The sequence below is a fragment of the Mycobacterium sp. DL genome (assembly GCF_039729195.1).
Classification (GTDB): Bacteria; Actinomycetota; Actinomycetes; order Mycobacteriales; family Mycobacteriaceae; genus Mycobacterium; species Mycobacterium hippocampi_A.
Window position 1 is genome coordinate 5,274,767 of sequence record NZ_CP155796.1, and the last position, 25,503, is coordinate 5,300,269.

The 25,503-nt window shown below is 64.1% G+C and carries 20 protein-coding genes and 3 rRNA genes; 18 read left to right on the plus strand and 5 right to left on the minus strand.

Annotated elements, in window-relative coordinates:
• Positions 1–74 precede the first annotated feature (74 nt).
• From prfA to ABDC78_RS25300, 14 genes are all read left to right on the plus strand, one after another.
• Positions 75–1,148, plus strand: a complete 1,074-nt coding sequence (prfA, locus tag ABDC78_RS25235; RefSeq protein WP_178357862.1) for a peptide chain release factor 1 — start codon at positions 75–77, stop codon at positions 1,146–1,148.
• Between the two features lie 10 nt (positions 1,149–1,158).
• Positions 1,159–2,001 carry a peptide chain release factor N(5)-glutamine methyltransferase gene (prmC, locus tag ABDC78_RS25240; protein ID WP_178357861.1) on the plus strand — a complete coding sequence of 281 codons (843 nt, stop codon included), beginning with the start codon at positions 1,159–1,161 and terminating at the stop codon, positions 1,999–2,001.
• A gap of 47 nt (positions 2,002–2,048) precedes the next feature.
• The gene (locus ABDC78_RS25245; protein WP_178357860.1) at positions 2,049–2,711 is read left to right on the plus strand and encodes an L-threonylcarbamoyladenylate synthase; all 663 of its coding nucleotides are present in this window, start codon (positions 2,049–2,051) and stop codon (positions 2,709–2,711) included.
• A gap of 29 nt (positions 2,712–2,740) precedes the next feature.
• Positions 2,741–3,937 carry an MraY family glycosyltransferase gene (locus tag ABDC78_RS25250; protein WP_178357859.1) on the plus strand — a complete coding sequence of 399 codons (1,197 nt, stop codon included), beginning with the start codon at positions 2,741–2,743 and terminating at the stop codon, positions 3,935–3,937.
• A gap of 240 nt (positions 3,938–4,177) precedes the next feature.
• The gene (locus tag ABDC78_RS25255; RefSeq protein WP_178357858.1) at positions 4,178–4,642 is read left to right on the plus strand and encodes an ATP synthase subunit I; all 465 of its coding nucleotides are present in this window, start codon (positions 4,178–4,180) and stop codon (positions 4,640–4,642) included.
• 21 nt (positions 4,643–4,663) lie between these two features.
• A complete protein-coding gene (gene atpB, locus ABDC78_RS25260; protein WP_178357857.1) occupies positions 4,664–5,416 on the plus strand; it encodes a F0F1 ATP synthase subunit A in 753 nt (250 codons plus the stop codon).
• 107 nt (positions 5,417–5,523) lie between these two features.
• Positions 5,524–5,769 (plus strand): F0F1 ATP synthase subunit C, encoded by a 246-nt coding sequence (locus ABDC78_RS25265; protein ID WP_178357856.1) that lies wholly within the window; start codon positions 5,524–5,526, stop codon positions 5,767–5,769.
• Between the two features lie 9 nt (positions 5,770–5,778).
• Positions 5,779–6,300, plus strand: a complete 522-nt coding sequence (locus ABDC78_RS25270) for a F0F1 ATP synthase subunit B (protein ID WP_178357855.1) — start codon at positions 5,779–5,781, stop codon at positions 6,298–6,300.
• Entirely contained in the window at positions 6,300–7,637 is a 1,338-nt protein-coding gene (locus tag ABDC78_RS25275; protein WP_178357854.1) for a F0F1 ATP synthase subunit B/delta, read from the plus strand. The genes ABDC78_RS25270 and ABDC78_RS25275 overlap by 1 nt, the downstream gene beginning before the upstream one ends.
• A gap of 52 nt (positions 7,638–7,689) precedes the next feature.
• Positions 7,690–9,336 carry a F0F1 ATP synthase subunit alpha gene (atpA, locus tag ABDC78_RS25280; RefSeq protein ID WP_178357853.1) on the plus strand — a complete coding sequence of 549 codons (1,647 nt, stop codon included), beginning with the start codon at positions 7,690–7,692 and terminating at the stop codon, positions 9,334–9,336.
• A 39-nt stretch (positions 9,337–9,375) separates the two neighbouring features.
• Positions 9,376–10,302: a F0F1 ATP synthase subunit gamma gene (locus ABDC78_RS25285; RefSeq protein WP_178357852.1), complete on the plus strand. Its 927-nt coding sequence runs from the start codon at positions 9,376–9,378 to the stop codon at positions 10,300–10,302.
• 47 nt (positions 10,303–10,349) lie between these two features.
• Positions 10,350–11,801 (plus strand): F0F1 ATP synthase subunit beta, encoded by a 1,452-nt coding sequence (gene atpD / locus ABDC78_RS25290; RefSeq protein ID WP_178357851.1) that lies wholly within the window; start codon positions 10,350–10,352, stop codon positions 11,799–11,801.
• A 30-nt stretch (positions 11,802–11,831) separates the two neighbouring features.
• Positions 11,832–12,197 carry a F0F1 ATP synthase subunit epsilon gene (locus ABDC78_RS25295; protein ID WP_178357850.1) on the plus strand — a complete coding sequence of 122 codons (366 nt, stop codon included), beginning with the start codon at positions 11,832–11,834 and terminating at the stop codon, positions 12,195–12,197.
• Between the two features lie 11 nt (positions 12,198–12,208).
• The gene (locus tag ABDC78_RS25300) at positions 12,209–12,655 is read left to right on the plus strand and encodes a DUF2550 domain-containing protein (RefSeq protein ID WP_178357849.1); all 447 of its coding nucleotides are present in this window, start codon (positions 12,209–12,211) and stop codon (positions 12,653–12,655) included.
• Here ABDC78_RS25300 and ABDC78_RS25305 read toward each other — a convergent pair.
• On the minus strand, positions 12,649–13,224 hold the full coding sequence (locus tag ABDC78_RS25305) for a cob(I)yrinic acid a,c-diamide adenosyltransferase (RefSeq protein ID WP_178357848.1): 576 nt from the start codon (positions 13,222–13,224) through the stop codon (positions 12,649–12,651). The two genes, ABDC78_RS25300 and ABDC78_RS25305, sit on opposite strands and share 7 nt — an antisense overlap.
• 80 nt (positions 13,225–13,304) lie before the next feature.
• Between ABDC78_RS25305 and murA the strand changes: the two genes are divergently transcribed.
• From murA to rrf, 4 genes are all read left to right on the plus strand, one after another.
• A complete protein-coding gene (murA, locus tag ABDC78_RS25310) occupies positions 13,305–14,558 on the plus strand; it encodes a UDP-N-acetylglucosamine 1-carboxyvinyltransferase (protein WP_178357847.1) in 1,254 nt (417 codons plus the stop codon).
• Between the two features lie 345 nt (positions 14,559–14,903).
• Positions 14,904–16,424: ribosomal RNA gene (locus tag ABDC78_RS25315) — 16S ribosomal RNA — on the plus strand.
• 457 nt (positions 16,425–16,881) lie between these two features.
• A 23S ribosomal RNA gene (locus tag ABDC78_RS25320) occupies positions 16,882–20,011 on the plus strand.
• Between the two features lie 124 nt (positions 20,012–20,135).
• Positions 20,136–20,249: ribosomal RNA gene (gene rrf, locus ABDC78_RS25325) — 5S ribosomal RNA — on the plus strand.
• Together the 16S, 23S and 5S rRNA genes form the textbook arrangement of a ribosomal RNA operon.
• An 84-nt stretch (positions 20,250–20,333) precedes the next feature.
• Here the strand turns inward: rrf and ABDC78_RS25330 are convergent.
• From ABDC78_RS25330 to dhaL, 4 genes are all read right to left on the minus strand, one after another.
• Positions 20,334–20,840, minus strand: coding sequence for a methylated-DNA--[protein]-cysteine S-methyltransferase (locus tag ABDC78_RS25330; RefSeq protein WP_178357205.1), 507 nt, complete (start codon positions 20,838–20,840; stop codon positions 20,334–20,336).
• Entirely contained in the window at positions 20,840–22,327 is a 1,488-nt protein-coding gene (locus ABDC78_RS25335; protein ID WP_178357204.1) for a DNA-3-methyladenine glycosylase 2 family protein, read from the minus strand. Before ABDC78_RS25335 ends, ABDC78_RS25330 begins: the two co-directional genes overlap by 1 nt.
• A 79-nt stretch (positions 22,328–22,406) precedes the next feature.
• Positions 22,407–24,869 carry a phosphoenolpyruvate--protein phosphotransferase gene (gene ptsP / locus ABDC78_RS25340; RefSeq protein ID WP_178357203.1) on the minus strand — a complete coding sequence of 821 codons (2,463 nt, stop codon included), beginning with the start codon at positions 24,867–24,869 and terminating at the stop codon, positions 22,407–22,409.
• Positions 24,866–25,495: a dihydroxyacetone kinase subunit DhaL gene (gene dhaL, locus ABDC78_RS25345; protein ID WP_178357245.1), complete on the minus strand. Its 630-nt coding sequence runs from the start codon at positions 25,493–25,495 to the stop codon at positions 24,866–24,868. The genes ptsP and dhaL overlap by 4 nt, the downstream gene beginning before the upstream one ends.
• Positions 25,496–25,503: the final 8 nt, after the last annotated feature.

Genomic DNA, 25,503 nt, shown 5'->3' on the forward strand with positions numbered 1-25,503 from the left:
GCCCGATCTGTTGCATCCGCGCAGGCCGGGCGCTGTTTCGTGGGTGGGAGTGATCAGCAGCGAGAGGAGGCCAGGTGACCGAGACGTCCCCGGCGGTCGAAGCCATGCTCGCCGAGCACGCCGATCTGGAACGTCGCCTCGCCGATCCTGAACTGCACGCCGATCCTGCGGCGGCACGCAAGGCCGGCCGGCGCTTCGCCCAGATATCGCCGGTTGTCGCCACCTACCGCAAGCTCGAAACCGCGCGCGGTGACCTGGAAGCGGCGCGCGAACTCGCCGCCGACGACGCGTCGTTCGCCGCTGAGGTCGACGAGCTCGCGGCGACGGTGCACGACCTCGACACCACCCTCACCGACCTGCTCGCGCCGCGGGACCCGCATGATGCCGACGACATCGTGTTGGAGGTCAAGTCCGGGGAGGGCGGAGAAGAGTCGGCGCTGTTCGCCGCGGACCTCGCGCGGATGTACGTCCGCTACGCCGAGCGGCACGGCTGGAACGTCACGGTTCTCGGCGAGACGTTCTCCGATCTCGGCGGCTACAAGGACGCGACGCTGTCGATCACCAGCAAGGGGGACTCCGCCGACGGAGTCTGGTCACGGATGAAGTTCGAGGGCGGCGTGCACCGGGTGCAGCGGGTGCCCGTCACCGAGTCCCAGGGCCGGGTGCACACCTCCGCGGCGGGTGTTCTCGTGTATCCCGAACCCGAAGAGGTCGGGCAGGTGCAGATCGACGACTCGGACCTGCGCGTCGACGTCTATCGGTCCTCGGGCAAGGGTGGTCAGGGCGTCAACACCACCGACTCCGCGGTGCGTATCACCCACCTGCCGACCGGCATCGTCGTCACCTGCCAGAACGAACGATCGCAGCTGCAGAACAAGGCCCGCGCGATGCAGGTGCTCGCCGCCCGGTTGCAGTTGCTCGCCGAGGAGCAGGCACAGGCCGACGCGTCGGCCGACCGTGCCAGCCAGATCCGCACCGTCGACCGCAGCGAGCGCATCCGGACGTACAACTACCCGGAGAACCGGATCGCCGACCATCGGATCAACTACAAGGCGCACAACCTCGACCAGGTGCTCGACGGGGACATGGATCCGCTGTTCGACGCGCTCGCGGCCGCCGACAGGCAGTCCAGGCTGCAGAGCACGTGACGACGCGGCGATGAGAACCGGCCGGCTGCGTGACGTGATCGATGCGGCGACCGAGACACTGGCCGCTGCCGGTGTGGGATCCCCGCGCGTTGACGCCGAACTGTTGGCCGCTCATGTGGCCGGCACCGACCGCGGCCGCTTGGCGCTGATCGAGCCCGGTGCCGACTTCGTCGAACGATACGAACTGCTTGTCGCCCGCCGCGCCGAGCGCGTGCCGCTGCAGCACCTCACCGGAACCGCGGCGTTCGGAGAGGTGACCGTCGCGGTCGGCCCCGGTGTGTTCATCCCGCGCCCGGAGACCGAGTCCCTGTTGGAATGGGCGCTTGCCCAACCGCTGTCGCCCATCCCGGTGGTGGTGGATCTGTGCACCGGCTCGGCCGCGCTGGCGATCGCACTGTGGCACCACCGGCCCGCCGCCCGGGTGATCGCGGTCGACGACTCCGACGAGGCGCTGGCGTACGCGCGCCACAATGTCGCCGACACCTCCGTCGAATTGGTGCGGGCCGACGTCAGCGCCGCGGGCCTGCTCGGTGAACTCGACGGCACCGTCGATCTGCTGGTGGCCAATCCGCCCTACATCCCCGACGGTGCCGAGCTGGAACCCGAAGTGGCCGAACATGATCCGGCGCACGCGTTGTTCGGGGGCGACGACGGTATGGTGGTGATCGCCGCGATCATCGGGCTGGCGGCGCGCCTGCTTCGGCCCGGCGGATGCTGCGCCGTCGAGCATGACGACAGCACCTCCGAACGCACCGTCGAAGCGTTCACCCGCGCAGGCGGATTCGTCGAGGTCACCGCACGACACGACCTCACCGGCCGGCCCCGCTTCGTGACCGCGGTACGTGGTGGGTGAGAGGGTCTTTACTGTGACGTCCCAGCGAGAAGCGGAGCGGATCGCGCATGAGTGAAGCGTTCGACTGCACCGACCCCGCGCAGCGTGAGACGGGCATCGCGTCGGCGATCAGCGCGCTCAAGGGCGGGCGTCTGGTCGTGATGCCCACCGACACCGTCTACGGCATCGGCGCCGACGCCTTCGACAACAATGCGGTGGCCGCGCTGCTGTCGGCCAAGGGGCGCGGCCGCGACATGCCGGTGCCGGTACTGGTGGGGTCGTGGCACACGATCCAGGGACTGGTCTATTCGGTGCCGCAGAGCGCGCGTGAGCTGATCAGAGCGTTCTGGCCGGGCGCGCTGAGCCTGGTGGTACACCAGGCGCCGTCGCTGCAGTGGGACCTCGGTGATGCGCACGGCACCGTGATGTTGCGGATGCCGCTTCACCCGGTGGCCATCGACCTGCTGCGCGAAGTGGGACCGATGGCCGTGTCGAGTGCGAACATCTCGGGGCGCCCTGCTGCGCTGACCGCCGGTGAGGCGCGCGACCAACTCGGGGATCTCGTCGAGGTCTACCTTGACGGTGGACCTGCCGAACAGCAGGCCGCGTCGACGATCGTCGACCTCACCGGCACACATCCGCGGGTGTTGCGTCAGGGCCCGGTGAGCGTCGACGCCATCGCCGGTGTCCTGGGCGTCGAGGCGGCGACTCTCACCACGCAGACGGATTGATCTGGAGTTTTGTGCACAACGGTTCGGCGATGACGACGGCGCCCATGTCGGAGAGCCTGATGGCACTCTCCGAACAGGGTGCCGGTGTCCCGTTGCGAGAGCTGGCGCTGGTCGGATTGACCGCCGCGATCATCACCTACCTGGCCACCGGTTGGGTGCGGGTGGTGGCGACGCGCTGGGGCGCGGTGGCCTACCCGCGCGAGCGTGACGTGCACCTGCAGCCGACCCCGCGCATGGGCGGCCTGGCGATGTACCTCGGAGTGGTGGCCGCGGTGCTGCTGGCCTCCCAGCTTCCGGCATTGACCCGCGGTTTCGTCTACTCCTCGGGGATGCCTGCGGTGGTGGTCGCAGGCGGGCTCATCATGCTCGTCGGCCTGATCGACGACCGGTGGGGGCTGGACGCGCTGACAAAATTCGCGGGCCAGATCACCGCGGCGAGTGTCCTCGTCACGATGGGCGTCGCGTGGAGCGTGCTCTACATACCGATCGGCGGCGTGGGCACCATCGTGCTCGACCAGGTCTCGTCGATCCTGCTGACGTTGGCGCTGACGGTGGCGATCGTCAACGCGATGAACTTCGTCGACGGTCTCGACGGCCTGGCCGCGGGGCTCGGTCTGATCACGGCGTCGGCCATCTGCATCTTCTCGGTCGGACTGCTGCGCGACCACGGCGGCGACGTGCTGTTCTACCCGCCCGCCGTCATCTCGGTCGTGCTCGCGGGCGCCTGCCTCGGTTTCCTTCCGCACAACTTCCACAAAGCCCGGATCTTCATGGGCGATTCGGGTTCGATGCTGATCGGCCTGATGCTCGCCGCTGCGTCGACGACCGCGGCAGGCCCGATCTCCCAGACGGCGTACGGGGCCCGCGACGTCTTCGCGCTGCTGTCGCCGTTCCTCCTCGTCGTGGCGGTCATGTTCGTACCGGCGTTGGACATGCTGCTGGCGATCATCCGACGGACCCGTGCGGGCCTGAGCCCGTTCAGCCCCGACAAGATGCATCTGCATCACCGGCTGCTGGAGATCGGGCATTCCCATCGGCGGGTGGTGCTGATCATCTACCTGTGGGTCGGCATCGTGGCGCTCGGCGCGGCCAGCACGATCTTCTTCGACCCGCGGTACACCGCCGGGGTCATGGCGGGGGCGATCCTGGTCGCGATCGTGGCGACCCTGATCCCGCTTCTGGGGCGTCGGAACGGGTCCTTCGACGATGTATACGACAAAAAGTAGTAGGCCCGATTTAGGCCCCTAACCATGTGTTAGGGTCTTCGCAGAACCCGAATGAACCTCGCGGGTTGCCGGCCCCCGTGCCCCTCGGTACATCGCCGATCGGCATGGAACAACGACCGACAAAGGATACTGACCCTTGGGTGATTCCAGCGTGCTCCTGGCAGTCCGATACGCTCGGACCGCCACGCACAGGAATGACGGGACAGTAGTCCTCGTGACCGCGAGATCGAGGTGAACTCAGTGACAACGCCAGCGCACGAAGCGCCGTTGGTGTTGCCCGCCGTGGCATTCAGGCCTGTGGTTCTCTCCGCGATCTGCGCAGCGATCACCGCCACCGCGGTCGCCATCGCAGCAGTGCTGGGCTACCCGATGTTCGGGGTGTTCTTCGGCGTCGGCTTGGCGCTCGGCTTGCTCAATGCGCTGCTGGTTCGACGGGCCGTCCAGGCGATCACCGCCAAGGACCATCCCCTGAAGAGTCAGATGGCGCTCAACTCCGCCACCCGGTTGCTGGTCATCACCGCTGTCGGGCTGACCATCGCGTTCGTGTTCCGGCCGCAGGGCCTCGGGGTGCTGTTCGGCTTGGCACTGTTCCAGGTCATCCTGGTGCTCACCACCTCGCTGCCGGTGCTCAAGAAGTTGCGCGCCGGCGAGGACCCCGAGGACCCACTGACAGCTCAAGCGCCTACTACATCCAACGACGGATAAGCACTGAAGGATCATCAACAGATGAGCGAACAAATCCTGGCTCTCCAGGTCGGCCACCACACCGAGCAGGAGTGGTTCGGTATGACGGTCAATGTCGACACCGTGTTGTCGACGGCGATCGCGGCCGCGGTCGTGCTGGTGCTGGCGTTCATCCTGCGGGCGAAGGTCACCTCGACCGGTGTCCCAGGTGGTGTCCAGCTGTTCTTCGAGACCGTGACCATTCAGTTCCGCAATCAGGTCGAGAGCGCGATCGGGATGAAGATCGCCCCCTTCATCCTGCCGCTGGCGGTCAGCCTGTTCACCTTCATCCTGATCGCCAACTGGATAGCAGTGCTGCCCGTGCAGTACACCGGCAGCGACGGCCTCGAGCACGAGCTCCTCAAGCCCCCGGCTGCCGACGTCAACTTCGTCTTCGCGCTGGCGGCGTTCGTGTTCATCGCCTACCACGCGGCGGGGATCTGGCGTCGTGGCTTCCTCGGCCACCCCGCGAAGCTGCTCAAGGGTCACGTGGCGTTCCTCGCGCCGATCAACCTCGTCGAGGAGATCGCGAAGCCCATCTCGTTGTCACTGCGACTTTTCGGCAACATTTTTGCCGGCAGCATCATGATCGGGCTGATCGCGATGTTCCCGGCGTGGATCCTGTGGGCGCCCAACGCGATCTGGAAGGCCTTCGACCTGTTCATTGGCCTCATCCAGGCGTTCATCTTCTCGTTGTTGACGATCCTCTACTTCGGGCAGTCAATGGAGCTCGATCACGAGGACGACCACCACTGACGAGACCGGACGACCCTCGAAGCACAGTTCAGCACAACGAATCTCGACCCGTTAGAAACGCAAAGACCCTGGTAGTCACTACTGCCAGTTATCAAGGAGGATAAGGAATGGATCCCACAATCGCTGCCGGCGCGCTCATCGGCGGTGGTCTGATCATGGCGGGCGGCGCTATCGGTGCCGGTATCGGTAACGGTGTTGCCGGTAATGCGCTGATCTCGGGCATCGCACGCCAGCCGGAAGCCCAGGGCCGACTGTTCACTCCGTTCTTCATCACCGTCGGTCTGGTCGAAGCGGCGTACTTCATCAACCTGGCGTTCATGGCTCTGTTCGTCTTCGCCACCCCGGTCAGCTAATACAGCGACATGGGTGAACTGAGCGCAACCATTCTGGCGGTGGAGGACGTCGGGGAGACAAGCAACTTCCTGCTCCCCAACGGCACGTTCTTCGTCGTGCTGTTGATCTTCCTGGTGGTGCTCGGCGTGATTGCCAAATGGGTGGTTCCGCCGGTCAGCAAGGTGTTGGCCGAACGTGAAGCCATGCTGGCCAAGACAGCCGCGGACAACAAGGAAGCGGCCAAGCAGCTCGAGGCTGCTCGCGCCGACTACCAGCAGGCGATGGCCACCGCACGAGGTGAGGCATCCAGCATCCGTGACGAGGCACGTACCGAGGGGCGCAAGGTCGTCGATGCCAAGCGTGCCGAGGCAGGAGACGAAGTCGCGCAGCAGCTGGAGAGCGCCAACAACGAGCTCTCGCAGAATGCTGAAGCGACATCGAGCCAGCTGGAGTCGTCGGTGGGGGATCTGTCCTCCACTCTGGCCAGCCGAATTCTGGGGGTTGAGGTGACAGCCTCATCGTCGCCGTCCACATCGGGTGGTGGTCGCTGATGTCGACTCTGATCGGAAACCTCGTCGGTTTCGCCATCATCGGCTTCCTGGTGTGGAAGTACGTCGTGCCGCTGGTCCGCAAGATGATGCACCAGCAGCAGGAGGCGGTGCGGGTTGCGCTCGAGGAGAGCAAGTCCGCCGAGGAGAAACTCGCCAACGCCGACCAGATGCACGCCAAGGCACTCGAGGACGCCAAGTCCGACGGCGCCAAGGTGACCGACGAAGCTCGTGCGGATTCTGCGCGCATCGTCGAGCAACTGCGTGAGCAGGCCGCGACCGACGCCGAGCGGATCAAAGCGCAAGGGGAGCAGCAGGTTCAGCTGCTTCGGCAGCAGACGATCCGTGGCCTTCGCCAGAACCTCGGTGTCGAATCCGTGCAGAAGGCCGAGGACCTCGTCCGCAACTTCGTCGCCGACCCGGCGGCCCAGTCGTCGATCGTCGACAAGTTCCTCGACGAACTCGATGACATGGCACCGTCGCCGGCAGTGCTGACGGCGGGAGCGACTCTCAACCTGCGGGCGGCGAGCCGCGACGCGCTGGCTGCGCTCGTCAAGGAATTCGAATCGGTCACCGATGGTGCCGACGCCGAGACCCTGACCGCGCTTGCAGAGAACCTGCCTGCCGTCGCGAAGTTGCTTCTCGATGAGCCGGCACTGAACAAGGCTCTTGCCCAGCCGACCGAAGAGTCGGCCGCGAAGGTGCAGATGGTGGAGCGGCTGTTCACCGACAAGGTCGACGCCAACACGCTGAAACTCCTCAACACCGCCGTCTCGCAGCGTTGGTCGAGTGAAGCGAACCTCATCGACGCTGTCGAGCATGTCGCCCGGCTCGCACTTCTGGTGCGTGCGGAGCGGGATGGCCAGGCCGAAGAGGTCGAGGAGCAGTTGTTCCGGTTCGGTCGGGTCCTCGACAACGAATCGCGGTTGAGCAGGCTGCTGTCTGACCATATGGTGCCTACCGAGCGCCGGGTCAGCCTGTTGCAGAACGTGCTCGACTCCGGCGGCGGGGTGAACGCCACCGCGGCGGCACTGTTGACGCAGACCGTCGAACTGCTTCGCGGTGAACCCGCTGAAGTCGCCGTGAACGAGCTTGCTGAGCTCGCTGTCGCACGGCGTGGCGAGGTCGTTGCCGAGGTCACCGCTGCGGCGGACCTGTCCGACGAACAAGCCACGCGTCTGACGGAGGTGCTGAGCCGGATCTACGGCCACCCGGTGTCGGTTCAGCTGAACATCGACCCCGCCGTGCTCGGTGGGCTCCTGATCGCTGTCGGTGACGAAGTCATCGACGGCTCCATCTCATCCCGGTTGGAAGCGGCCCGCACAGGGCTTCCGGACTGACCTGACTCGAACTCGAGCAGTAACAAACGTAAAGGCAGGAAGACGAAAAGCCATGGCAGAGTTGACAATCTCGGCTTCTGACATCGAGGGTGCAATCGAGGACTACGTCTCCTCCTTCACCGCCGAATCCGAACGCGAGGAAATCGGCACCGTCATCGACGCGGGCGACGGCATCGCCCACGTCGAGGGACTACCTTCGGTGATGACCCAGGAGCTCCTGGAGTTCCCCGGCGGTGTCCTCGGTGTGGCGCTGAACCTCGATGAGCACAGCGTCGGCGTCGTGATCCTCGGTGATTTCGAGAAGATCGAACAGGGACAGCAGGTCAAGCGCACCGGTGAGGTGCTCTCGGTCCCGGTCGGCGACGCGTTCCTCGGACGTGTCGTCAACCCTCTCGGTCAGCCGATCGACGGCCAGGGCGACATCGAGTCGGACACCCGCCGCGTGCTCGAATTGCAGGCACCGTCGGTGATTCAACGCCAGGGTGTCTCGGAGCCGCTGCAGACCGGCATCAAGGCCATCGACTCGCAGACCCCGATCGGTCGCGGGCAGCGCCAGCTGATCATCGGCGACCGCAAGACCGGCAAGACCGCGGTCTGCGTCGACACGATCCTCAACCAGCGGCAAGCCTGGGAGACCGGTGACCCGAAGCAGCAGGTGCGCTGCGTGTACGTCGCGATCGGTCAGAAGGGCACCACGATCGCCAGCGTGAAGCGCGCTCTCGAAGAGGGTGGCGCGATGGAGTACACCACCATCGTCGCCGCGCCGGCTTCCGACGCTGCCGGCTTCAAGTGGCTTGCGCCGTACACCGGCTCAGCCATCGGTCAGCACTGGATGTACGACGGCAAGCACGTCCTCATCGTGTTCGACGACCTGTCCAAGCAGGCCGACGCCTACCGCGCGATCTCGCTGCTGCTGCGCCGTCCGCCGGGCCGCGAAGCCTTCCCCGGTGACGTGTTCTACCTGCATTCGCGGCTCCTGGAACGTTGCGCGAAGCTGTCCGACGAACTGGGCGGTGGATCGATGACCGGGCTGCCGGTCATCGAGACCAAGGCCAGCGACATCTCGGCGTTCATCCCGACCAACGTCATCTCGATCACCGACGGCCAGTGCTTCCTGGAATCCGATCTGTTCAACCAGGGTGTGCGGCCGGCCATCAACGTCGGTGTGTCGGTGTCCCGTGTTGGTGGTGCGGCCCAGATCAAGGCCATGAAAGAGGTTGCGGGCTCGCTGCGTCTGGAGCTGTCGCAGTACCGTGAGCTCGAAGCGTTCGCCGCCTTCGCCTCAGATCTGGACGCGGCGTCGAAGGCGCAGCTGGAGCGTGGCGCCCGGCTGGTCGAGCTGCTCAAGCAGCCGCAGTACACGCCGTACTCGGTCGAGGATCAGGTTGTCGCGATCTTCCTCGGTACCAAGGGTCACCTCGATTCAGTTCCGGTGGAGGATGTTTCGCGCTTCGAGACCGAGGTTCTCGAACACGTCAAAGCATCACACGACGAGATCCTCAAGGAGATTCGGGAGTCCAAGAAGCTCTCCGAGGAGGCCGAGAAGAAGTTGACCGACGTCATCAACGAGTTCAAGAAGGGCTTCTCGGCTACCGACGGCAGTTCGGTGGTCGTGAACGAGGCCGAGACTGAGGCCATGGACGAGGAAGACGTCGAGAAGGAATCCGTCAAGGTCCGCAAGCCGGCCCCCAAAAAGTAGACCGACTTCATCTACGTGAGAGAGGTCTAGGAGAGCTAGATGGCTGCAACACTGCGCGAACTTCGCGGGCGCATCCGTTCCGCCGGGTCGATCAAGAAGATCACCAAGGCCCAGGAACTGATCGCAACCTCGCGAATCGCCAAGGCCCAGGCCCGAGTCCAGGCGGCTCGGCCCTATTCCACCGAGATCACCAGCATGCTCACCGAGCTTGCCAGTGCCAGCGCGCTCGATCATCCGTTGCTTGTGCAGCGGGAGAATCCGAAGCGGGCGGGCGTGCTCGTGGTGTCGTCGGACCGCGGGCTGTGCGGAGCCTACAACGCCAACGTGCTGCGGCAGTCCGAGGAGCTCTTCGCGCTGCTGCGCGACGAGGGCAAGAAGCCGGAGGTGTACGTCGTCGGGCGGAAAGCTCTGGGCTACTACAACTTCCGCCAGCGTGAGGTGACCGAATCCTGGACCGGGTTCTCCGAGCGGCCCACCTACGAGAACGCCCGCGAAATCGCCGACACCCTGGTGACGGCGTTCATGTCCGGCGCCGACGACGAGGGCGATGATGCCGGCGACGACGGCATCCTCGGTGTCGACGAACTGCACATCGTCTTCACCGAATTCAGGTCGATGCTTTCGCAGTCTGCGGTCGCGCGGCGGATCGCGCCGATGGTCGTCGAGTACGTCGAGGACGAACCCGAGGACGACGGGCCCCGCACGCTCTTCTCGTTCGAGCCGGACCCGGAGACGTTGTTCGACGCACTGCTCCCGCGTTACGTCGCGACCCGCGTGTACGCGGCGCTGCTGGAGTCGGCCGCGTCGGAGTCCGCATCGCGGCGCCGCGCCATGAAGTCGGCCTCGGACAACGCCGACGACCTGATCAAGGACCTGACCCTGATGGCGAACCGCGAACGTCAGGCCCAGATCACCCAGGAAATCAGTGAGATCGTCGGCGGCGCCAACGCGCTCGCCGACGCCTGACGCCCACCCAAATCGAACACAGAAGCCCCGTAGGAAGCGAAGAGGAAATGACTGCTACCGCAGAAGACACCAAGAGCGACAGCAAGAGCGGAACAGCCGGTCGCGTCGTACGTATCACCGGGCCGGTCGTCGACGTCGAGTTCCCGCGGGGTTCGGTACCCGAGCTGTTCAATGCCCTGAACACGGAGATCACCTACGGGGACCTGGCCAAGACGCTGACCCTCGAGGTCGCCCAGCACCTCGGGGACAACCTGGTCCGCACCATCTCCATGCAGCCTACCGACGGTCTGGTCCGTGGTGTCGAGGTGACCGACTCCGGTAAGTCCATCTCGGTGCCTGTCGGTGACGGGGTCAAGGGTCACGTCTTCAACGCCCTGGGTGCCTGCCTGGACGAGCCCGGCTACGGCGAGGACTTCGACCACTGGTCAATCCACCGCAAGCCGCCGCCATTCGCCGAACTCGAGCCCCGCACCGAGATGCTGGAGACCGGCCTCAAGGTCGTCGACCTGCTCACCCCGTACGTGCGTGGCGGCAAGATCGCCCTGTTCGGCGGTGCCGGCGTGGGCAAGACCGTGCTGATCCAGGAGATGATCAACCGCATCGCCCGCAACTTCGGTGGTACCTCGGTGTTCGCCGGCGTGGGCGAGCGCACCCGTGAGGGCAACGACCTCTGGGTCGAGCTCGCCGACGCCGACGTGCTCAAGGACACCGCTCTGGTGTTCGGCCAGATGGACGAGCCGCCCGGCACCCGTATGCGGGTGGCACTCTCGGCACTCACGATGGCCGAGTACTTCCGCGACGAGAAGCAGCAGGACGTGCTGCTGTTCATCGACAACATCTTCCGGTTCACCCAGGCCGGTTCCGAGGTGTCCACCCTGCTCGGCCGTATGCCGTCCGCGGTGGGCTACCAGCCCACGCTGGCCGACGAGATGGGTGAGCTGCAGGAGCGCATCACCTCGACGCGCGGTCGCTCGATCACGTCGATGCAGGCTGTGTACGTGCCCGCCGACGACTACACCGACCCGGCGCCGGCAACCACCTTCGCCCACCTGGACGCCACGACGGAACTCAGCCGAAATGTGTTCTCCAAGGGCATCTTCCCGGCAGTGGACCCGCTGGCGTCGTCCTCGACGATCCTGGATCCTGCGGTCGTCGGCGACGAGCACTACCGGGTGGCGCAGGAAGTCATCCGGATCCTGCAGCGCTACAAGGATCTCCAGGACATCATCGCCATCCTCGGTGTCGACGAGCTGTCCGAAGAGGACAAGCAGCTGGTCAACCGGGCGCGCCGGATCGAGCGCTTCCTGAGCCAGAACATGATGGCGGCCGAGCAGTTCACCGGTCAGCCCGGTTCGACGGTGCCGCTCAAGGAGACCATCGAGGCGTTCGACAAGCTGAGCAAGGGCGATTTCGACCACCTTCCCGAGCAGGCGTTCTTCCTGATCGGTGGACTGGACGATCTGGCCAAGAAGGCAGAGAGCCTCGGCGCCAAGTTGTGATGACCATCCAGCTGCGAAAGGTGGTGTGACATGGCCGAACTGAACGTCGAGATCGTCGCAGTGGAGCGCGAGCTGTGGTCGGGTGAAGCCACGTTCGTGTTCACCCGCACCACCGCCGGCGAAATCGGCATCCTGCCGCGCCACATCCCGTTGGTTGCCGAACTTGTCGACGACGCGATGGTTCGTGTGGAGCGCGAGGGTGAGGACGACCTGCGGATTGCGGTCGAAGGCGGATTCCTGTCGGTCACCGACGAAGCCGTCCGAATCCTGGTCGAGCGTGCCGAGTTCGAGTCGGAGATCAACGCCGACGATGCGAAGCAGGACTCGGAATCGGACGACGAGAGCACCGCGGCATGGGGCAGGGCGCGGCTTCGCGCTCTGGGTCAGATCGACTAGTAGGCGGGCCGATGAGCGCGTCCGTGCTGTTCATGGTCGCGCTGATCGGTGTGCTCCTGGTCGTGGTGGCAGCGCTGAGCTACCGGCTGTGGAAGCTGCGGCAAGTCGGCGGTACGGCGGCGATACTTCGCGACGTCCCCGCAGTCGGCGGCCACGGCTGGCGGCACGGCGTGATGCGATACCGCGGAGGCGAAGCCGGTTTCTATCGGCTGTCCAGCATGCGTTGGTGGCCCGATCGAACACTGAGCCGACGAGGTCTGGAAATCGTGTCGCGACGGTCTCCGCGCGGTGACGAGTTCGACATCATGACCGAAGAGATCGTCATTCTCGAGCTTCAAGATGTCGCGCCGGAAAGCGGGCGCGGCTACGAGATCGCCCTCGATCGGGGCGCGCTGACGGCTTTCACCTCGTGGTTGGAGTCGCGGCCGTCGCCGAGGGCCCGGCGCCGTACCTACTGACTCTGCCCGCCCGGGTGCCACAGGACGTCCCCCTGGGGGTTCGCCACCCGGGACAGGATGAAGAGCAGATCCGACAGCCGGTTGAGGTATTTCGCCGGCAGCACGCTGATCGAATCACCATGGGTGTCCATCGCGTGCCATGCCGATCGCTCCGCTCGCCGCGACACGGTGCGCGCTACATGGAGCAGCGCTGAGAGCGGGGTTCCGCCCGGCAGGATGAACGAGGTCAGCGCCGGCAGCGGCTCGTTGAACTCGTCGCACCACGACTCGAGGCGGTCGATGTAGCTCTGCTTGATGCGAAGGGGCGGATACTCGGGGTTCTCCACCACAGGTGTCGACAGATCGGCACCCGCGTCGAACAGATCGTTCTGAATCTGCCGCAGTACGTCGAGAACTCGCTGATCAGGGTCACCCAGTGCGACGGCGACACCGATTGCGGCGTTGGTCTCGTCACAGTCGGCGTATGCCGCCAGCCGGGCGTCGTTCTTGGAAACCCTGCTGAAGTCGCTCAGCCCGGTGGTGCCATCGTCGCCGGTCCGGGTGTAGATGCGCGTCAGGTGTACAGCCATGAGGAAACCGTACCGGTGTGGGTCCCTGCGCAGGGCGCTGCAAACTGACACGGCCGTCGGCGCTGTTTACACTGACCCGGGTGAGCGAGCGTTTCGTAGTGACCGGTGGTAGCCGGTTATCGGGCGCAGTTGCCGTCGGGGGCGCCAAGAACAGCGTGTTGAAGCTGATGGCGGCCGCGCTGCTGGCAGAGGGCACGAGCACCATCACCAACTGCCCCGACATCCTCGACGTGCCGCTGATGGCCGAGGTGCTCCGGGGACTCGGCGCCACCGTCGAACTCGACGGTGACGTCGTCATCGTCACCTCACCGGACGAGCTGAAGTACGACGCGGACTTCGCCGCGGTCCGTCAGTTCCGCGCATCGGTGTGTGTCCTCGGTCCGCTGGTCGGCCGTTGCAAGCGCGCAAAAGTTGCGTTGCCCGGCGGCGACGCCATCGGCTCCCGCCCACTCGACATGCATCAGACAGGGCTTCGCCTGCTCGGTGCGCGGTGCAACATCGAGCACGGTTGTGTGGTCGCGGAGGCCGACCACCTGCGCGGGGCCGAGATCCAGTTGGAGTTCCCCTCGGTGGGGGCGACCGAGAACATTCTGATGGCTGCGGTCCTCGCCGAGGGCGTGACCACGATCTACAACGCTGCCCGCGAACCCGATGTCGTCGACCTGTGCACGATGCTCAGTCAGATGGGCGCCCACATCACCGGCGCCGGGTCATCCACCTTGTCGATCACCGGTGTCGACCGGCTCTATCCCACCGAGCATCGGGTCATCGGCGACCGGATCGTGGCGGCGACCTGGGGCATCGCGGCGGCGATGACTCGCGGGGACATCTCGGTCACCGGTGTGGATCCGCAGCACCTGCAGTTGGTGCTTCACAAACTGCACGATGCCGGAGCCACGGTGACACAGTCCGACGACGGCTTCCGCGTGGTGCAGTACGAACGGCCCAAGGCGGTGAACGTCGCGACGCTGCCCTTCCCGGGGTTCCCGACCGACCTGCAGCCGATGGCCATCGGCCTGGCGGCGATCGCGGACGGCACGTCGATGATCACCGAGAATGTCTTCGAAGCCAGGTTCCGGTTCGTCGAGGAGATGATCAGGCTCGGGGCCGATGCCCGGACCGACGGCCACCATGCGGTCGTGCGGGGGATACCGCAGCTGTCCAGTGCCCCGGTGTGGTCCTCGGACATCCGCGCCGGCGCCGGACTCGTGTTGGCCGGACTGGTCGCCGATGGTGACACCGAGGTGCACGACGTCTTTCACATCGACCGCGGGTACCCGAACTTCGTGGAAAATCTGGTCGATCTGGGCGCGGAGATCGAGCGGGTGACGTAGCCTCCGCAACCTCAAATCGGGTCGTGTACTGGAGATTTGGGACTTAGGCCCGACAGAGCGTAGTATTTCGACAGAAGCCAACGGCCCCGGTCGAAAGACCGGACGGACGAGGTTTGACCTCCCTGGTCACATGCAGTACAGTGGCAGGGTTGCCTGAAAACCGGGTGTGTTGTTTGAGAACTCAATAGTGTGTTTGGTGGTTTTTGTTTGTTGTTTTTTGTTGTGTCCGCATTTTCCCGTTTGGGGGCATGACGTTGTTTTTTTGGATGCCGGTTTTGGTGTCTGTTTGTTGGTTTCAGGCTTGTTCTGATTCGAATGCACCTGATCTTTGGGTTGGGTTGTTTTTGTTTGGAGAGTTTGATTCTGGCTCAGGACGAACGCTGGCGGCGTGCTTAACACATGCAAGTCGAACGGAAAGGCCCTTCGGGGTACTCGAGTGGCGAACGGGTGAGTAACACGTGGGTGATCTGCCCTGCACTTTGGGATAAGCCTGGGAAACTGGGTCTAATACCGAATACACCTTGCTGGATGCATGTCTGGTGGGGGAAAGCTTTTGCGGTGTGGGATGGGCCCGCGGCCTATCAGCTTGTTGGTGAGGTTACGGCTCACCAAGGCGACGACGGGTAGCCGGCCTGAGAGGGTGTCCGGCCACACTGGGACTGAGATACGGCCCAGACTCCTACGGGAGGCAGCAGTGGGGAATATTGCACAATGGGCGCAAGCCTGATGCAGCGACGCCGCGTGAGGGATGACGGCCTTCGGGTTGTAAACCTCTTTCGCCAGGGACGAAGCGCAAGTGACGGTACCTGGAGAAGAAGCACCGGCCAACTACGTGCCAGCAGCCGCGGTAATACGTAGGGTGCGAGCGTTGTCCGGAATTACTGGGCGTAAAGAGCTCGTAGGTGGTTTGTCGCGTTGTTCGTGAAAACTCACAGCTTAACTGTGGGCGTGCGGGCGATACGGGCAGACTGGAGTACTGCAGGGGAGACTGGAATTCCTGGTGTAGCGGTGGAATGCGCAGATATCAGGAGGAACACCGGTGGCGAAGGCGGGTCTCTGGGCAGTAACTGACGCTGAGGAGCGAAAGCGTGGGGAGCGAACAGGATTAGATACCCTGGTAGTCCACGCCGTAAACGGTGGGTACTAGGTGTGGGTTTCCTTCCTTGGGATCCGTGCCGTAGCTAACGCATTAAGTACCCCGCCTGGGGAGTACGGCCGCAAGGCTAAAACTCAAAGAAATTGACGGGGGCCCGCACAAGCGGCGGAGCATGTGGATTAATTCGATGCAACGCGAAGAACCTTACCTGGGTTTGACATGCACAGGACGCTGGTAGAGATATCAGTTCCCTTGTGGCCTGTGTGCAGGTGGTGCATGGCTGTCGTCAGCTCGTGTCGTGAGATGTTGGGTTAAGTCCCGCAACGAGCGCAACCCCTATCTTATGTTGCCAGCACGTTATGGTGGGGACTCGTAAGAGACTGCCGGGGTCAACTCGGAGGAAGGTGGGGATGACGTCAAGTCATCATGCCCCTTATGTCCAGGGCTTCACACATGCTACAATGGCCGGTACAAAGGGCTGCGAATCCGTGAGGTGGAGCGAATCCCTTGAAAGCCGGTCTCAGTTCGGATCGGGGTCTGCAACTCGACCCCGTGAAGTCGGAGTCGCTAGTAATCGCAGATCAGCAACGCTGCGGTGAATACGTTCCCGGGCCTTGTACACACCGCCCGTCACGTCATGAAAGTCGGTAACACCCGAAGCCGGTGGCCTAACCCCTTGTGGGAGGGAGCCGTCGAAGGTGGGATCGGCGATTGGGACGAAGTCGTAACAAGGTAGCCGTACCGGAAGGTGCGGCTGGATCACCTCCTTTCTAAGGAGCACCACGAGACTGCGGCCCGCCCACATCGTGTGGGGGTTCGGGGAAGCGCAGCGATTCGTTGGATGGCCCTGGCCTGTAGTGGGTTTCAGGGTCTGGTGCACGACAACAGACTTAGGGTGCCGGTAGGGAAATACCGGTGCCGAGGATCATCAGACACACTATTGGGCTTTGAGACAACAAGCCCGCGGCCCGGGCCCTCGTTGGAGGGTTCGTGTGCCGGCCTTCACTTCCCGGGTTTTGTGGGGGGTGGGGGTCTTGTTGTTGCCCCGGCTTTGGTGGTGGGGTGTGGTGTTTGATTTGTGGATAGTGGTTGCGAGCATCGAAAATGCACAGCTGTGTGTTGTGTGTTTTTGTTGTAATGCAAATTTTTCTGATACCCGCACATGATGTCTGCCCTTTCGGGGGTGGGTGTGGTGTGTGGGTGATGACTCATTTTTTTGGTTTTGTGTTGTAAGTGTTTAAGGGCGCATGGTGGATGCCTTGGCACTGAGAGCCGATGAAGGACGTGGGAGGCTGCGATATGCCTCGGGGAGCTGCCAACCGAGCGTGGATCCGAGGATGTCCGAATGGGGAAACCCGGCACGAGTGATGTTGTGTCACCTGCATCTGAATACATAGGGTGCAGGGGGGAACGCGGGGAAGTGAAACATCTCAGTACCCGTAGGAAGAGAAAACAATTGTGATTCCGTGAGTAGTGGCGAGCGAAAGCGGAGGATGGCTAAACCGTGTGCATGTGATACCCGGCGGGGGTTGTGTGTGCGGTGTTGTGGGGCGTTTCTTCTCATCACCGCCGTGATGGGCAGGAGTAAGAAACTGTTGGGTTAGTTGAAGTGGCCTGGGATGGTCTGCCGTAGTGGGTGAGAGCCCCGTAGACGAAAACTTGACAGCTCCTGTGGAATGTTTCCCCGAGTAGCAGCGGGCCCGTGGAATCTGCTGTGAATCTGCCGGGACCACCCGGTAAGCCTGAATACTTCTCAGTGACCGATAGCGGATTAGTACCGTGAGGGAATGGTGAAAAGTACCCCGGGAGGGGAGTGAAATAGTACCTGAAACCGTGCGCTTACAATCCGTCAGAGCCCTCGACTTTGTTGTGGGGTGATGGCGTGCCTTTTGAAGAATGAGCCTGCGAGTCAGGGACATGTCGCGAGGTTAACCCGTGTGGGGTAGCCGCAGCGAAAGCGAGTCTGAATAGGGCGTATCCAATCCGCAGGGGTTGGTGTAGTGGTGTGTTCTGGACCCGAAGCGGAGTGATCTACCCATGGCCAGGGTGAAGCAGCAGTAAGATGTTGTGGAGGCCCGAACCCACTTAGGTTGAAGACTGAGGGGATGAGCTGTGGGTAGGGGTGAAAGGCCAATCAAACTCCGTGATAGCTGGTTCTCCCCGAAATGCATTTAGGTGCAGCGTCGCAGTGTTCGTGTCGGAGGTAGAGCTACTGGATGGCCGATGGGCCTCACAAGGTTACTGACGTCAGCCAAACTCCGAATGCCGACACGGTGTAATGCGGCAGTGAGACGGCGGGGGATAAGCTCCGTGCGTCGAGAGGGAAACAGCCCAGATCGCCGGCTAAGGCCCCTAAGCGTGTGCTAAGTGGAAAAGGATGTGCAGTCGCGAAGACAACCAGGAGGTTGGCTTAGAAGCAGCCACCCTTGAAAGAGTGCGTAATAGCTCACTGGTCAAGTGATTGTGCGCCGATAATGTAGCGGGGCTCAAGCACACCGCCGAAGCCGCGGCAGCACACACGTTGTGTGTGCTGGGTAGGGGAGCGTCCTGCATCCGGTGAAGCCGCAGAGTGATCTAGTGGTGGAGGGTGTGGGAGTGAGAATGCAGGCATGAGTAGCGATAAGGCAAGTGAGAACCTTGCCCGCCGAAAGACCAAGGGTTCCTGGGGCAGGCCAGTCCGCCCAGGGTGAGTCGGGACCTAAGGCGAGGCCGACAGGCGTAGTCGATGGACAACGGGTTGATATTCCCGTACCCGTGTGTAGGCGTCCCTGATGAATCAGCGGTACTAACCGCCCAAAACCACGATCACCGGCGACCTTCGGGTCAATGGGGTTGTGGGGCTGCGCGGAACCTTCGCTGGTAGTAGTCAAGCGATGGGGTGACACAGGAAGGTAGCCGTACCAGTCAGTGGTAATACTGGGGTAAACCTGTAGGGAGAAACCTAGGTAAATCCGGGTTTCGCATATCCTGAGAGGTGATGCATAGCCGATTGAGGCGAATTCGGTGATCCTAAGCTGTCGAGAAAAGCCTCTAGCGAGCACACACACGGCCCGTACCCCAAACCAACACAGGTGGTCAGGTAGAGAATACCAAGGCGTACGAGTGAACTATGGTTAAGGAACTCGGCAAAATGCCCCCGTAACTTCGGGAGAAGGGGGACCCCCACACCGTCAACACCTTCGCGGTGGGCAGCGGAAGGGGGTGGCACAAACCAGTGAGAAGCGACTGTTTACTAAAAACACAGGTCCGTGCGAAGTCGCAAGACGATGTATACGGACTGACGCCTGCCCGGTGCTGGAAGGTTAAGAGGACCGGTTAACCCTTCGGGGTGAAGCTGAGAATTTAAGCCCCAGTAAACGGCGGTGGTAACTATAACCATCCTAAGGTAGCGAAATTCCTTGTCGGGTAAGTTCCGACCTGCACGAATGGCGTAACGACTTCTCAACTGTCTCAACCATAGACTCGGCGAAATTGCATTACGAGTAAAGATGCTCGTTACGCGCGGCAGGACGAAAAGACCCCGGGACCTTCACTACAACTTGGTATTGGTGCTCGATACGGTTTGTGTAGGATAGGTGGGAGACTGTGAAGCGGTCACGCCAGTGATTGTGGAGTCGTTGTTGAAATACCACTCTGATCGTATTGGGCCTCTAACCTCGAACCGTATATCCGGTTCAGGGACAGTGCCTGGCGGGTAGTTTAACTGGGGCGGTTGCCTCCTAAAAAGTAACGGAGGCGCCCAAAGGTTCCCTCAACCTGGACGGCAATCAGGTGTTGAGTGTAAGTGCACAAGGGAGCTTGACTGCGAGACGTACATGTCGAGCAGGGACGAAAGTCGGGACTAGTGATCCGGCACCCCCGAGTGGAAGGGGTGTCGCTCAACGGATAAAAGGTACCCCGGGGATAACAGGCTGATCTTCCCCAAGAGTCCATATCGACGGGATGGTTTGGCACCTCGATGTCGGCTCGTCGCATCCTGGGGCTGGAGCAGGTCCCAAGGGTTGGGCTGTTCGCCCATTAAAGCGGCACGCGAGCTGGGTTTAGAACGTCGTGAGACAGTTCGGTCTCTATCCGCCGCGCGCGTCAGAAGCTTGAGGAAACCTGTCCCTAGTACGAGAGGACCGGGACGGACGAACCTCTGGTACACCAGTTGTCCCACCAGGGGCACCGCTGGATAGCCACGTTCGGACAGGATAACCGCTGAAAGCATCTAAGCGGGAAACCCCCTCCAAGACCAGGCTTCTCACCCATTTAAGTGGGATAAGGCCCCCCGCAGACCACGGGATCGATAGACCAGACCTAGAAACCCAGTAATGGGCGCAGGGAACTGGCACTAACCGGCCGAAAACTTACAACAACAACAAAACCTCGCAACCACACAATCCACACCAGAATCAACCACGATTCACACCCCACCACCAAAAACACTTCCACCCCCACACCACGCGGGGGCGGCACTCAAAAACGAGTGAAAATAAAGTTACGGCGGTACATAGCGGCAGGGAAACGCCCGGACCCATCCCGAACCCGGAAGCTAAGCCTGCCAGCGCCGATGATACTACCCACACGGGTGGAAAAGTAGGACACCGCCGAACACAATTTAAAGCCCTCTGCCCCCCAATTCTATTGGGGGGCAGAGGCATTTCTCTATCTTGTTGATCAATTGAAAAGCATATTGATCAATCGAAAAGCGTTGGAGGAGCCGGCGAGGCTTTCTGCTTCTCCATGTCGAGAAGCACCCGTTTTCTATTCAGGCCGCCGCCATATCCGGTGAGGCTTCCATTCGCTCCGATCACCCGATGGCACGGCACGATGATGCCAATGGGGTTGTGGCCGTTGGCGAGTCCCACCGCGCGGGATGCTTTGGGAGCGCCGAGTTGTGCGGCGATCTGCCCATAGGATCGCGTCTGGCCGTAAGGGATCGTCAGCAGTGCCGCCCACACGCGCCGTTGGAAAGCAGTGCCGACCAGATTCAGTTCGAGGTCGAACTCCGTCCGCTCGCCGGCGAAGTACTCCTCGAGTTGTTCGGCGGCATCGGCGAATGCGTTGTCTCTGCGGACCCAGTCGGCTCGGTCCGGTTCGTAGGTCTGGTCCACCATCCGCAGATGGCTGAGCCGATCCTCATGACCGGCAAGTGTCAGTGTGCCGACAGGACTGTCGACCATCCGATAGTGCACGTTGTCCATTATTTCTCCCTAGGTGGCCACTCATTGACAGAGTGGTCGAGTGCGGTCCAAAGGTGTTGCGTGGCATAGGCTCGCCATGGCCGCCAGCGGCTGCTGCGTTCGACGAGAAGGTTGGGCGTCGCAGGCAACCCGAGTTGTCGCGCCGCGACAGTGACCCCCAGATCAGTGGCGGGAAACGCGTCGGGGTCACCGAGGGCCCGCATCGCGATCATCTCCGCCGACCACGGGCCGATCCCGGGAAGGCTCAGCAGCTGGGCCCGCGCCGAGTTCCAGTCGCACCCTGAATCGAGCACGACCTCCCCGCTGTTGATGGCGGCGATCAACGTGGTCAACGTTCGTTGCCGGGATCGCGGAAATGCCAGATGCCTCGTATCGATGTCCGACAGTGCATCGGCTTCGGGAAACACATGGGTCAGTTCACCGCCGGCGTCGGCGATCGGATGACCGTACGCCGCGACGATCCTGCCGGCGTGGGTTCGTGCCGCCTGCATCGACACCTGCTGCCCGAGTACGACCCGGATCGCCAGTTCATGCTCGTCGACCGTGCGCGGGATGCGCTGGCCGGGCGCCTTGGTGATCAATGCGCGGAGGCCCTCATCGGCGCTCAATGCATCGACCACCGCCTCGGGGTCGGCATCCAGGTCGAGGAGCCGCCGACACCGCGCGATCGCCGCGGACAGGTCACGGAAGTCGTCCACCACCAGTTGGCATCGAACGTGATCGGGGTGAGGTCGCAGGCTGACGATCGCGGTGCCGTGCGGCAATCGCAGTGTGCGCCGATAGGTGCCGTCGCGGACCTCCTCGACGCCGGGGATGGCGCTGGCCGCCAGATGACCGAAGAGTCCCTCGTAGGCGAAGGGTGCACGCACAGGGAGCCGCAGCGACATGGCGCCGGTACCGAGGAAATCCCCACTGTCGACGCGGGTCCGGGCCCGCTGGCGCAACCGTGTCGGCGTCAGGTCGCACACCGTGCGCACGGTGTCGTTGAACTGGCGGATGCTGGAGAAACCGGCTGCGAACGCGACGTCGCTGAACGGCGTCTCGGTCGTCTCGATCAGAACCCGCGCCATCTGGGTCCGTTGCGCCCTTGCCAGCGCCAGAGGCGCCGCTCCCACCTCCGCCTGCATCAGCCGCTCGAGTTGGCGCACGGTGTATCCCACGCGGGCCGCCAGCCCGGTCACGCCGTCGCGGTCGACCGTGCCGTCGGCGATCAGTCGCATCGCCCGGGCGACCACGTCACCGCGCACGTTCCATTCGGGCGAACCAGGCGAAGCGTCCGGCCGGCACCGCTTGCACGCCCGGAATCCGGCCCGCTGAGCCGCGGCCGCTGTCGGGTAGAAGCTCATGTTGCGGGCATACGGTGGCCGGACCGGGCAACTGGGTCGGCAGTAGATCTTCGTGGTGAGCACAGCGGTCACGAACCAACCGTCGAACCGGGCGTCCTTGGATTGGACGGCTCGGAGACAACGGTCGAAATCGGTGTGCATGCCATTGACAATTACACGTCGCCACCGACATCACTGGCGGAAAAGCGACATCGAAGGTCGCGGTGGCACGGGCGGTCGGTCAGCCCCGAGGCGTGGGCGTCAGCTGGTCACGCACCGCGGCGGCGCTGTCGGCCGCCAACGCCGCCGTCGCGGCACCGGCCGCCTCGCGACTGTCCAGTGCCCGGACCGCATCCTTGGTCGTGGCGATCGCCGGCGGGGAGACCGACAACGCGTCGACACCCAAACCGATCAACAACCCGGCGGCCCGTTCGTCGGCGGCGAACTCTCCACAGACCGATACCGAAACCCGGTCTCCGGCGCCCCGGCAGGTGCTGCGGATCAGCGCGAGCAAGCCGGGGTCGAAGGTGTCGCCGATCGTCGCGACCGCGTCGTTGTTGCGATCGGCGGCCAGTGCGTACTGGGTGAGGTCGTTGGTGCCGATCGAGAAGAAGTCGACGTGGGGCGCGAATGCGGCGGCCTTGAGCGCCGCGGCGGGCACCTCCACCATCATCCCGACCTCGAGGTCCGGGGGGCGCTGCGACCCGGTCGCCGCGAGCGCCTCGTCGAGCAGGCGTCGCGCGGCGAACAGTTCGTCGAGGGTGCTCACCATCGGGAACATCACGCTGACCGGGGTCTGGTGCGCGACCCGCGCCATCGCCAGCAGCTGATCGGACAGCAACTGTGGATGGTGTAGCGACAGCCGGATGCCGCGCACGCCGAGGAACGGGTTCATCTCTGCCGGGGTGGGCAGGAAATCCAACGGTTTGTCCCCACCGATATCCAAGGTGCGCAGCGTGATTCGTCTGCCGTCCATCGACTCGGCGATCTTGCGGTACACCGCGGTCTGTTCCTCGACGTCCGGGGCCTCGGGACGGCCGAGAAACAGGAACTCGGTGCGGATCAGTCCCGCGTAGTCGGCCCCGGCCGCCACGGCGGCCCTGGCGTCATCAACCGAACCGAGGTTCGCGCCGACCCGCACGGTGATCCCGTCGGTGGTGATCGCCGGTTCGGTGGCCCTCGCACGGGCCGCGTTCTTGCGAAGTGTCAGCGCAGCTACTCGGTCGCCGAATTGTCGGCGGACATCCTCGGGCGGGTCGATGACGAACTCACCGCTGGTCCCGTCCACCGCGACCACAGTTCCCTCGGCGATGCTCAGGACCGCGGGTCCGGCGCCGACGACCGCGGGAATTCCCTTGGCGCGCAGCAGGATGACGTTGTGGGCGTGCGGGCTGCCAAAGGCCAGCACGACGGCGGCCACCTGATCGCGCGGAAGCTCGGCGGCTTCGGCCGGTGTGAGGTCGGCGGCGATGAGGACCCCGGTGGCGTTCGCCGACGAGGCCACCGAGCCGAGCATGGCCCGCAGCACCTGGTCGCCCACCGCGGTGACGTCCTCCGCTCGGGCCTTCAGATACGGATCGGGCAGCGCCGCGAACTCCGCCGCCAGCGCCGTCACCGCCGCTGACCACGCCGCCACCGCCGACTCACCACCGTCGATGCGGGCGTGGACAGCGTCGAGCAGTTCGGTGTCGTCGAGAAAGAGTTGGTGGGCATCGAATATCGCCGCCTCGACCTCGCCGACCTCGCGGGCGGTGCGGGTGCGGAGCTCGCTGATGGTGCGCCGGACAACGGCGATCGCCTTGCTCACCCGACGCCATTCGGTGGTGGGGTCTTCGGCGGGGGTGTCGGGAATCGTGATCGGCTGTAGCCGGGCGGATCGTGCCGGCCCGATACCCAGGCCGGGGGATGCGCCCACGGGCGCCTGGGGCGGCGTTACCCTCGCCGTCACCTCGGGTGTCTGCGTGAGCGGCTCGTCGAAGTGCCGGGCTGCGAGGGCGAGAATGTGGTCGAGTGTTTCGGCCGCCTGGCTGCCGGCGACCCGCACCTCGACCTCGTGGCCGCTGCGCACGCCCAGCGTCGCGATCTTGGAGAGACTTCCCGCGCCCACCCATTCCGAATTGGTCGAGCGATTGCGGATGAATGCGCGCGCGTCGCGTTTGCGCGCTTCCTGGACGAGTCGCGCCGCCGGCCTCGCGTGGAGGCCGTGGGGATTCTCGACGAGGAAGCTGCCGGTCAGTTCGTCGGTCCCAGCAGGCGCATCGATGAGGGCCTCGGACGCGGACACCGGATGCAGATGGCCGATCTTGCCGGCAAGCGCGCCGGTCGCCTCGGCCACCACCTCGTCGGCGCTGGCGCCGCCGGCCGCCGCCACCGCGGCAACCACAAGACCCTCGACGAGCGGCGCCGGGCACAAGACCACTCCCGCACGCAGCTCGTCATCGAGCAGGTCCAGTGCGAGTTCGGCGGAGAGCACGGCACTGCCGAGATCCATCAGTACCACCACACCCGCGCCCTGTTCGGCGACGGTGATGGCCTCGACGATCTGTGTCGCGTCGGTCCCGAACGTGGTGTCGTCGAGGCCGGCGGCGATGGCGATCTTCACCTGCCTGCCGTGCACCATCTCCTGCGCGAGTGCGACCGCCGCGCGGGCCAGAGCCCGGCTGTGTGAGACGACGACGAGTCCGACCAACCCGGGGGCGCTCATCCACTGGCTCCGAAAGCGGTTGCCGCAGCGGCGATCAGCATCGCCGAGGAGGTGGCGCCGGGGTCGATGTGGCCGACGCTGCGCTGCCCGAGGTAGCTCGCTCTGCCCTTGCGCGCGACCATCGATTCGGTGCCGTCGCGGCCCTTCTCGGCGGCCGCGGACGCATCGGTCAGTGCGGACGCGAGGTCCTTGCCCGCCGCCAGTGCGCCGTCGAACGCGTCCAGCGCAGGGGCCAACGCGTCGAACATCGTCTTGTCGCCGGCCTCGGCGCGGCCGCGGGCGACCACCCCGTCGACGCCGGCGCGTAGCGCCTTCGCGAACTCGGCCGGGTCCGCGGCGTCGGCGCCGAAAGCCGGCGCCATCCTCAGGAAGAGCGTTCCGTACAGCGGCCCGCTCGCACCGCCGACGGAACTGACCAACGTCATACCGACCTTCTTGAACAGCGCCGGTAGATCTGCCGGCGCGGCGTCGTCGAGGGCGGCGATCACGGCCTTCATCCCGCGGTCCATGTTGATGCCGTGGTCGGCATCGCCGACCGCCGCGTCGAGATCGGTGAGGTACTGGGCGTTTTCGCCGATGATCCTGGCGAACTCGCGCAGCCATCCGGTGGCGCTGGCGGTGTCGATGGTGCGGT

Excerpts from the sequence above, each read along its gene's own strand:
- prmC (WP_178357861.1), top strand. The coding sequence starts at position 1,159 with ATGAGAACCGGCCGGCTGCGTGACGTGATCGATGCGGCGACCGAGACA.
- ABDC78_RS25245 (WP_178357860.1), top strand. The coding sequence starts at position 2,049 with ATGAGTGAAGCGTTCGACTGCACCGACCCCGCGCAGCGTGAGACGGGC.
- ABDC78_RS25250 (WP_178357859.1), top strand. The coding sequence starts at position 2,741 with ATGACGACGGCGCCCATGTCGGAGAGCCTGATGGCACTCTCCGAACAG.
- atpB (WP_178357857.1), top strand. The coding sequence starts at position 4,664 with ATGAGCGAACAAATCCTGGCTCTCCAGGTCGGCCACCACACCGAGCAG.
- ABDC78_RS25265 (WP_178357856.1), top strand. The coding sequence starts at position 5,524 with ATGGATCCCACAATCGCTGCCGGCGCGCTCATCGGCGGTGGTCTGATC.
- ABDC78_RS25270 (WP_178357855.1), top strand. The coding sequence starts at position 5,779 with ATGGGTGAACTGAGCGCAACCATTCTGGCGGTGGAGGACGTCGGGGAG.
- ABDC78_RS25275 (WP_178357854.1), top strand. The coding sequence starts at position 6,300 with ATGTCGACTCTGATCGGAAACCTCGTCGGTTTCGCCATCATCGGCTTC.
- atpA (WP_178357853.1), top strand. The coding sequence starts at position 7,690 with ATGGCAGAGTTGACAATCTCGGCTTCTGACATCGAGGGTGCAATCGAG.
- ABDC78_RS25285 (WP_178357852.1), top strand. The coding sequence starts at position 9,376 with ATGGCTGCAACACTGCGCGAACTTCGCGGGCGCATCCGTTCCGCCGGG.
- atpD (WP_178357851.1), top strand. The coding sequence starts at position 10,350 with ATGACTGCTACCGCAGAAGACACCAAGAGCGACAGCAAGAGCGGAACA.
- ABDC78_RS25295 (WP_178357850.1), top strand. The coding sequence starts at position 11,832 with ATGGCCGAACTGAACGTCGAGATCGTCGCAGTGGAGCGCGAGCTGTGG.
- ABDC78_RS25300 (WP_178357849.1), top strand. The coding sequence starts at position 12,209 with ATGAGCGCGTCCGTGCTGTTCATGGTCGCGCTGATCGGTGTGCTCCTG.
- ABDC78_RS25305 (WP_178357848.1), bottom strand. The coding sequence starts at position 13,224 with ATGGCTGTACACCTGACGCGCATCTACACCCGGACCGGCGACGATGGC.
- ABDC78_RS25330 (WP_178357205.1), bottom strand. The coding sequence starts at position 20,840 with ATGGACAACGTGCACTATCGGATGGTCGACAGTCCTGTCGGCACACTG.
- ABDC78_RS25335 (WP_178357204.1), bottom strand. The coding sequence starts at position 22,327 with ATGCACACCGATTTCGACCGTTGTCTCCGAGCCGTCCAATCCAAGGAC.
- ptsP (WP_178357203.1), bottom strand. The coding sequence starts at position 24,869 with ATGAGCGCCCCCGGGTTGGTCGGACTCGTCGTCGTCTCACACAGCCGG.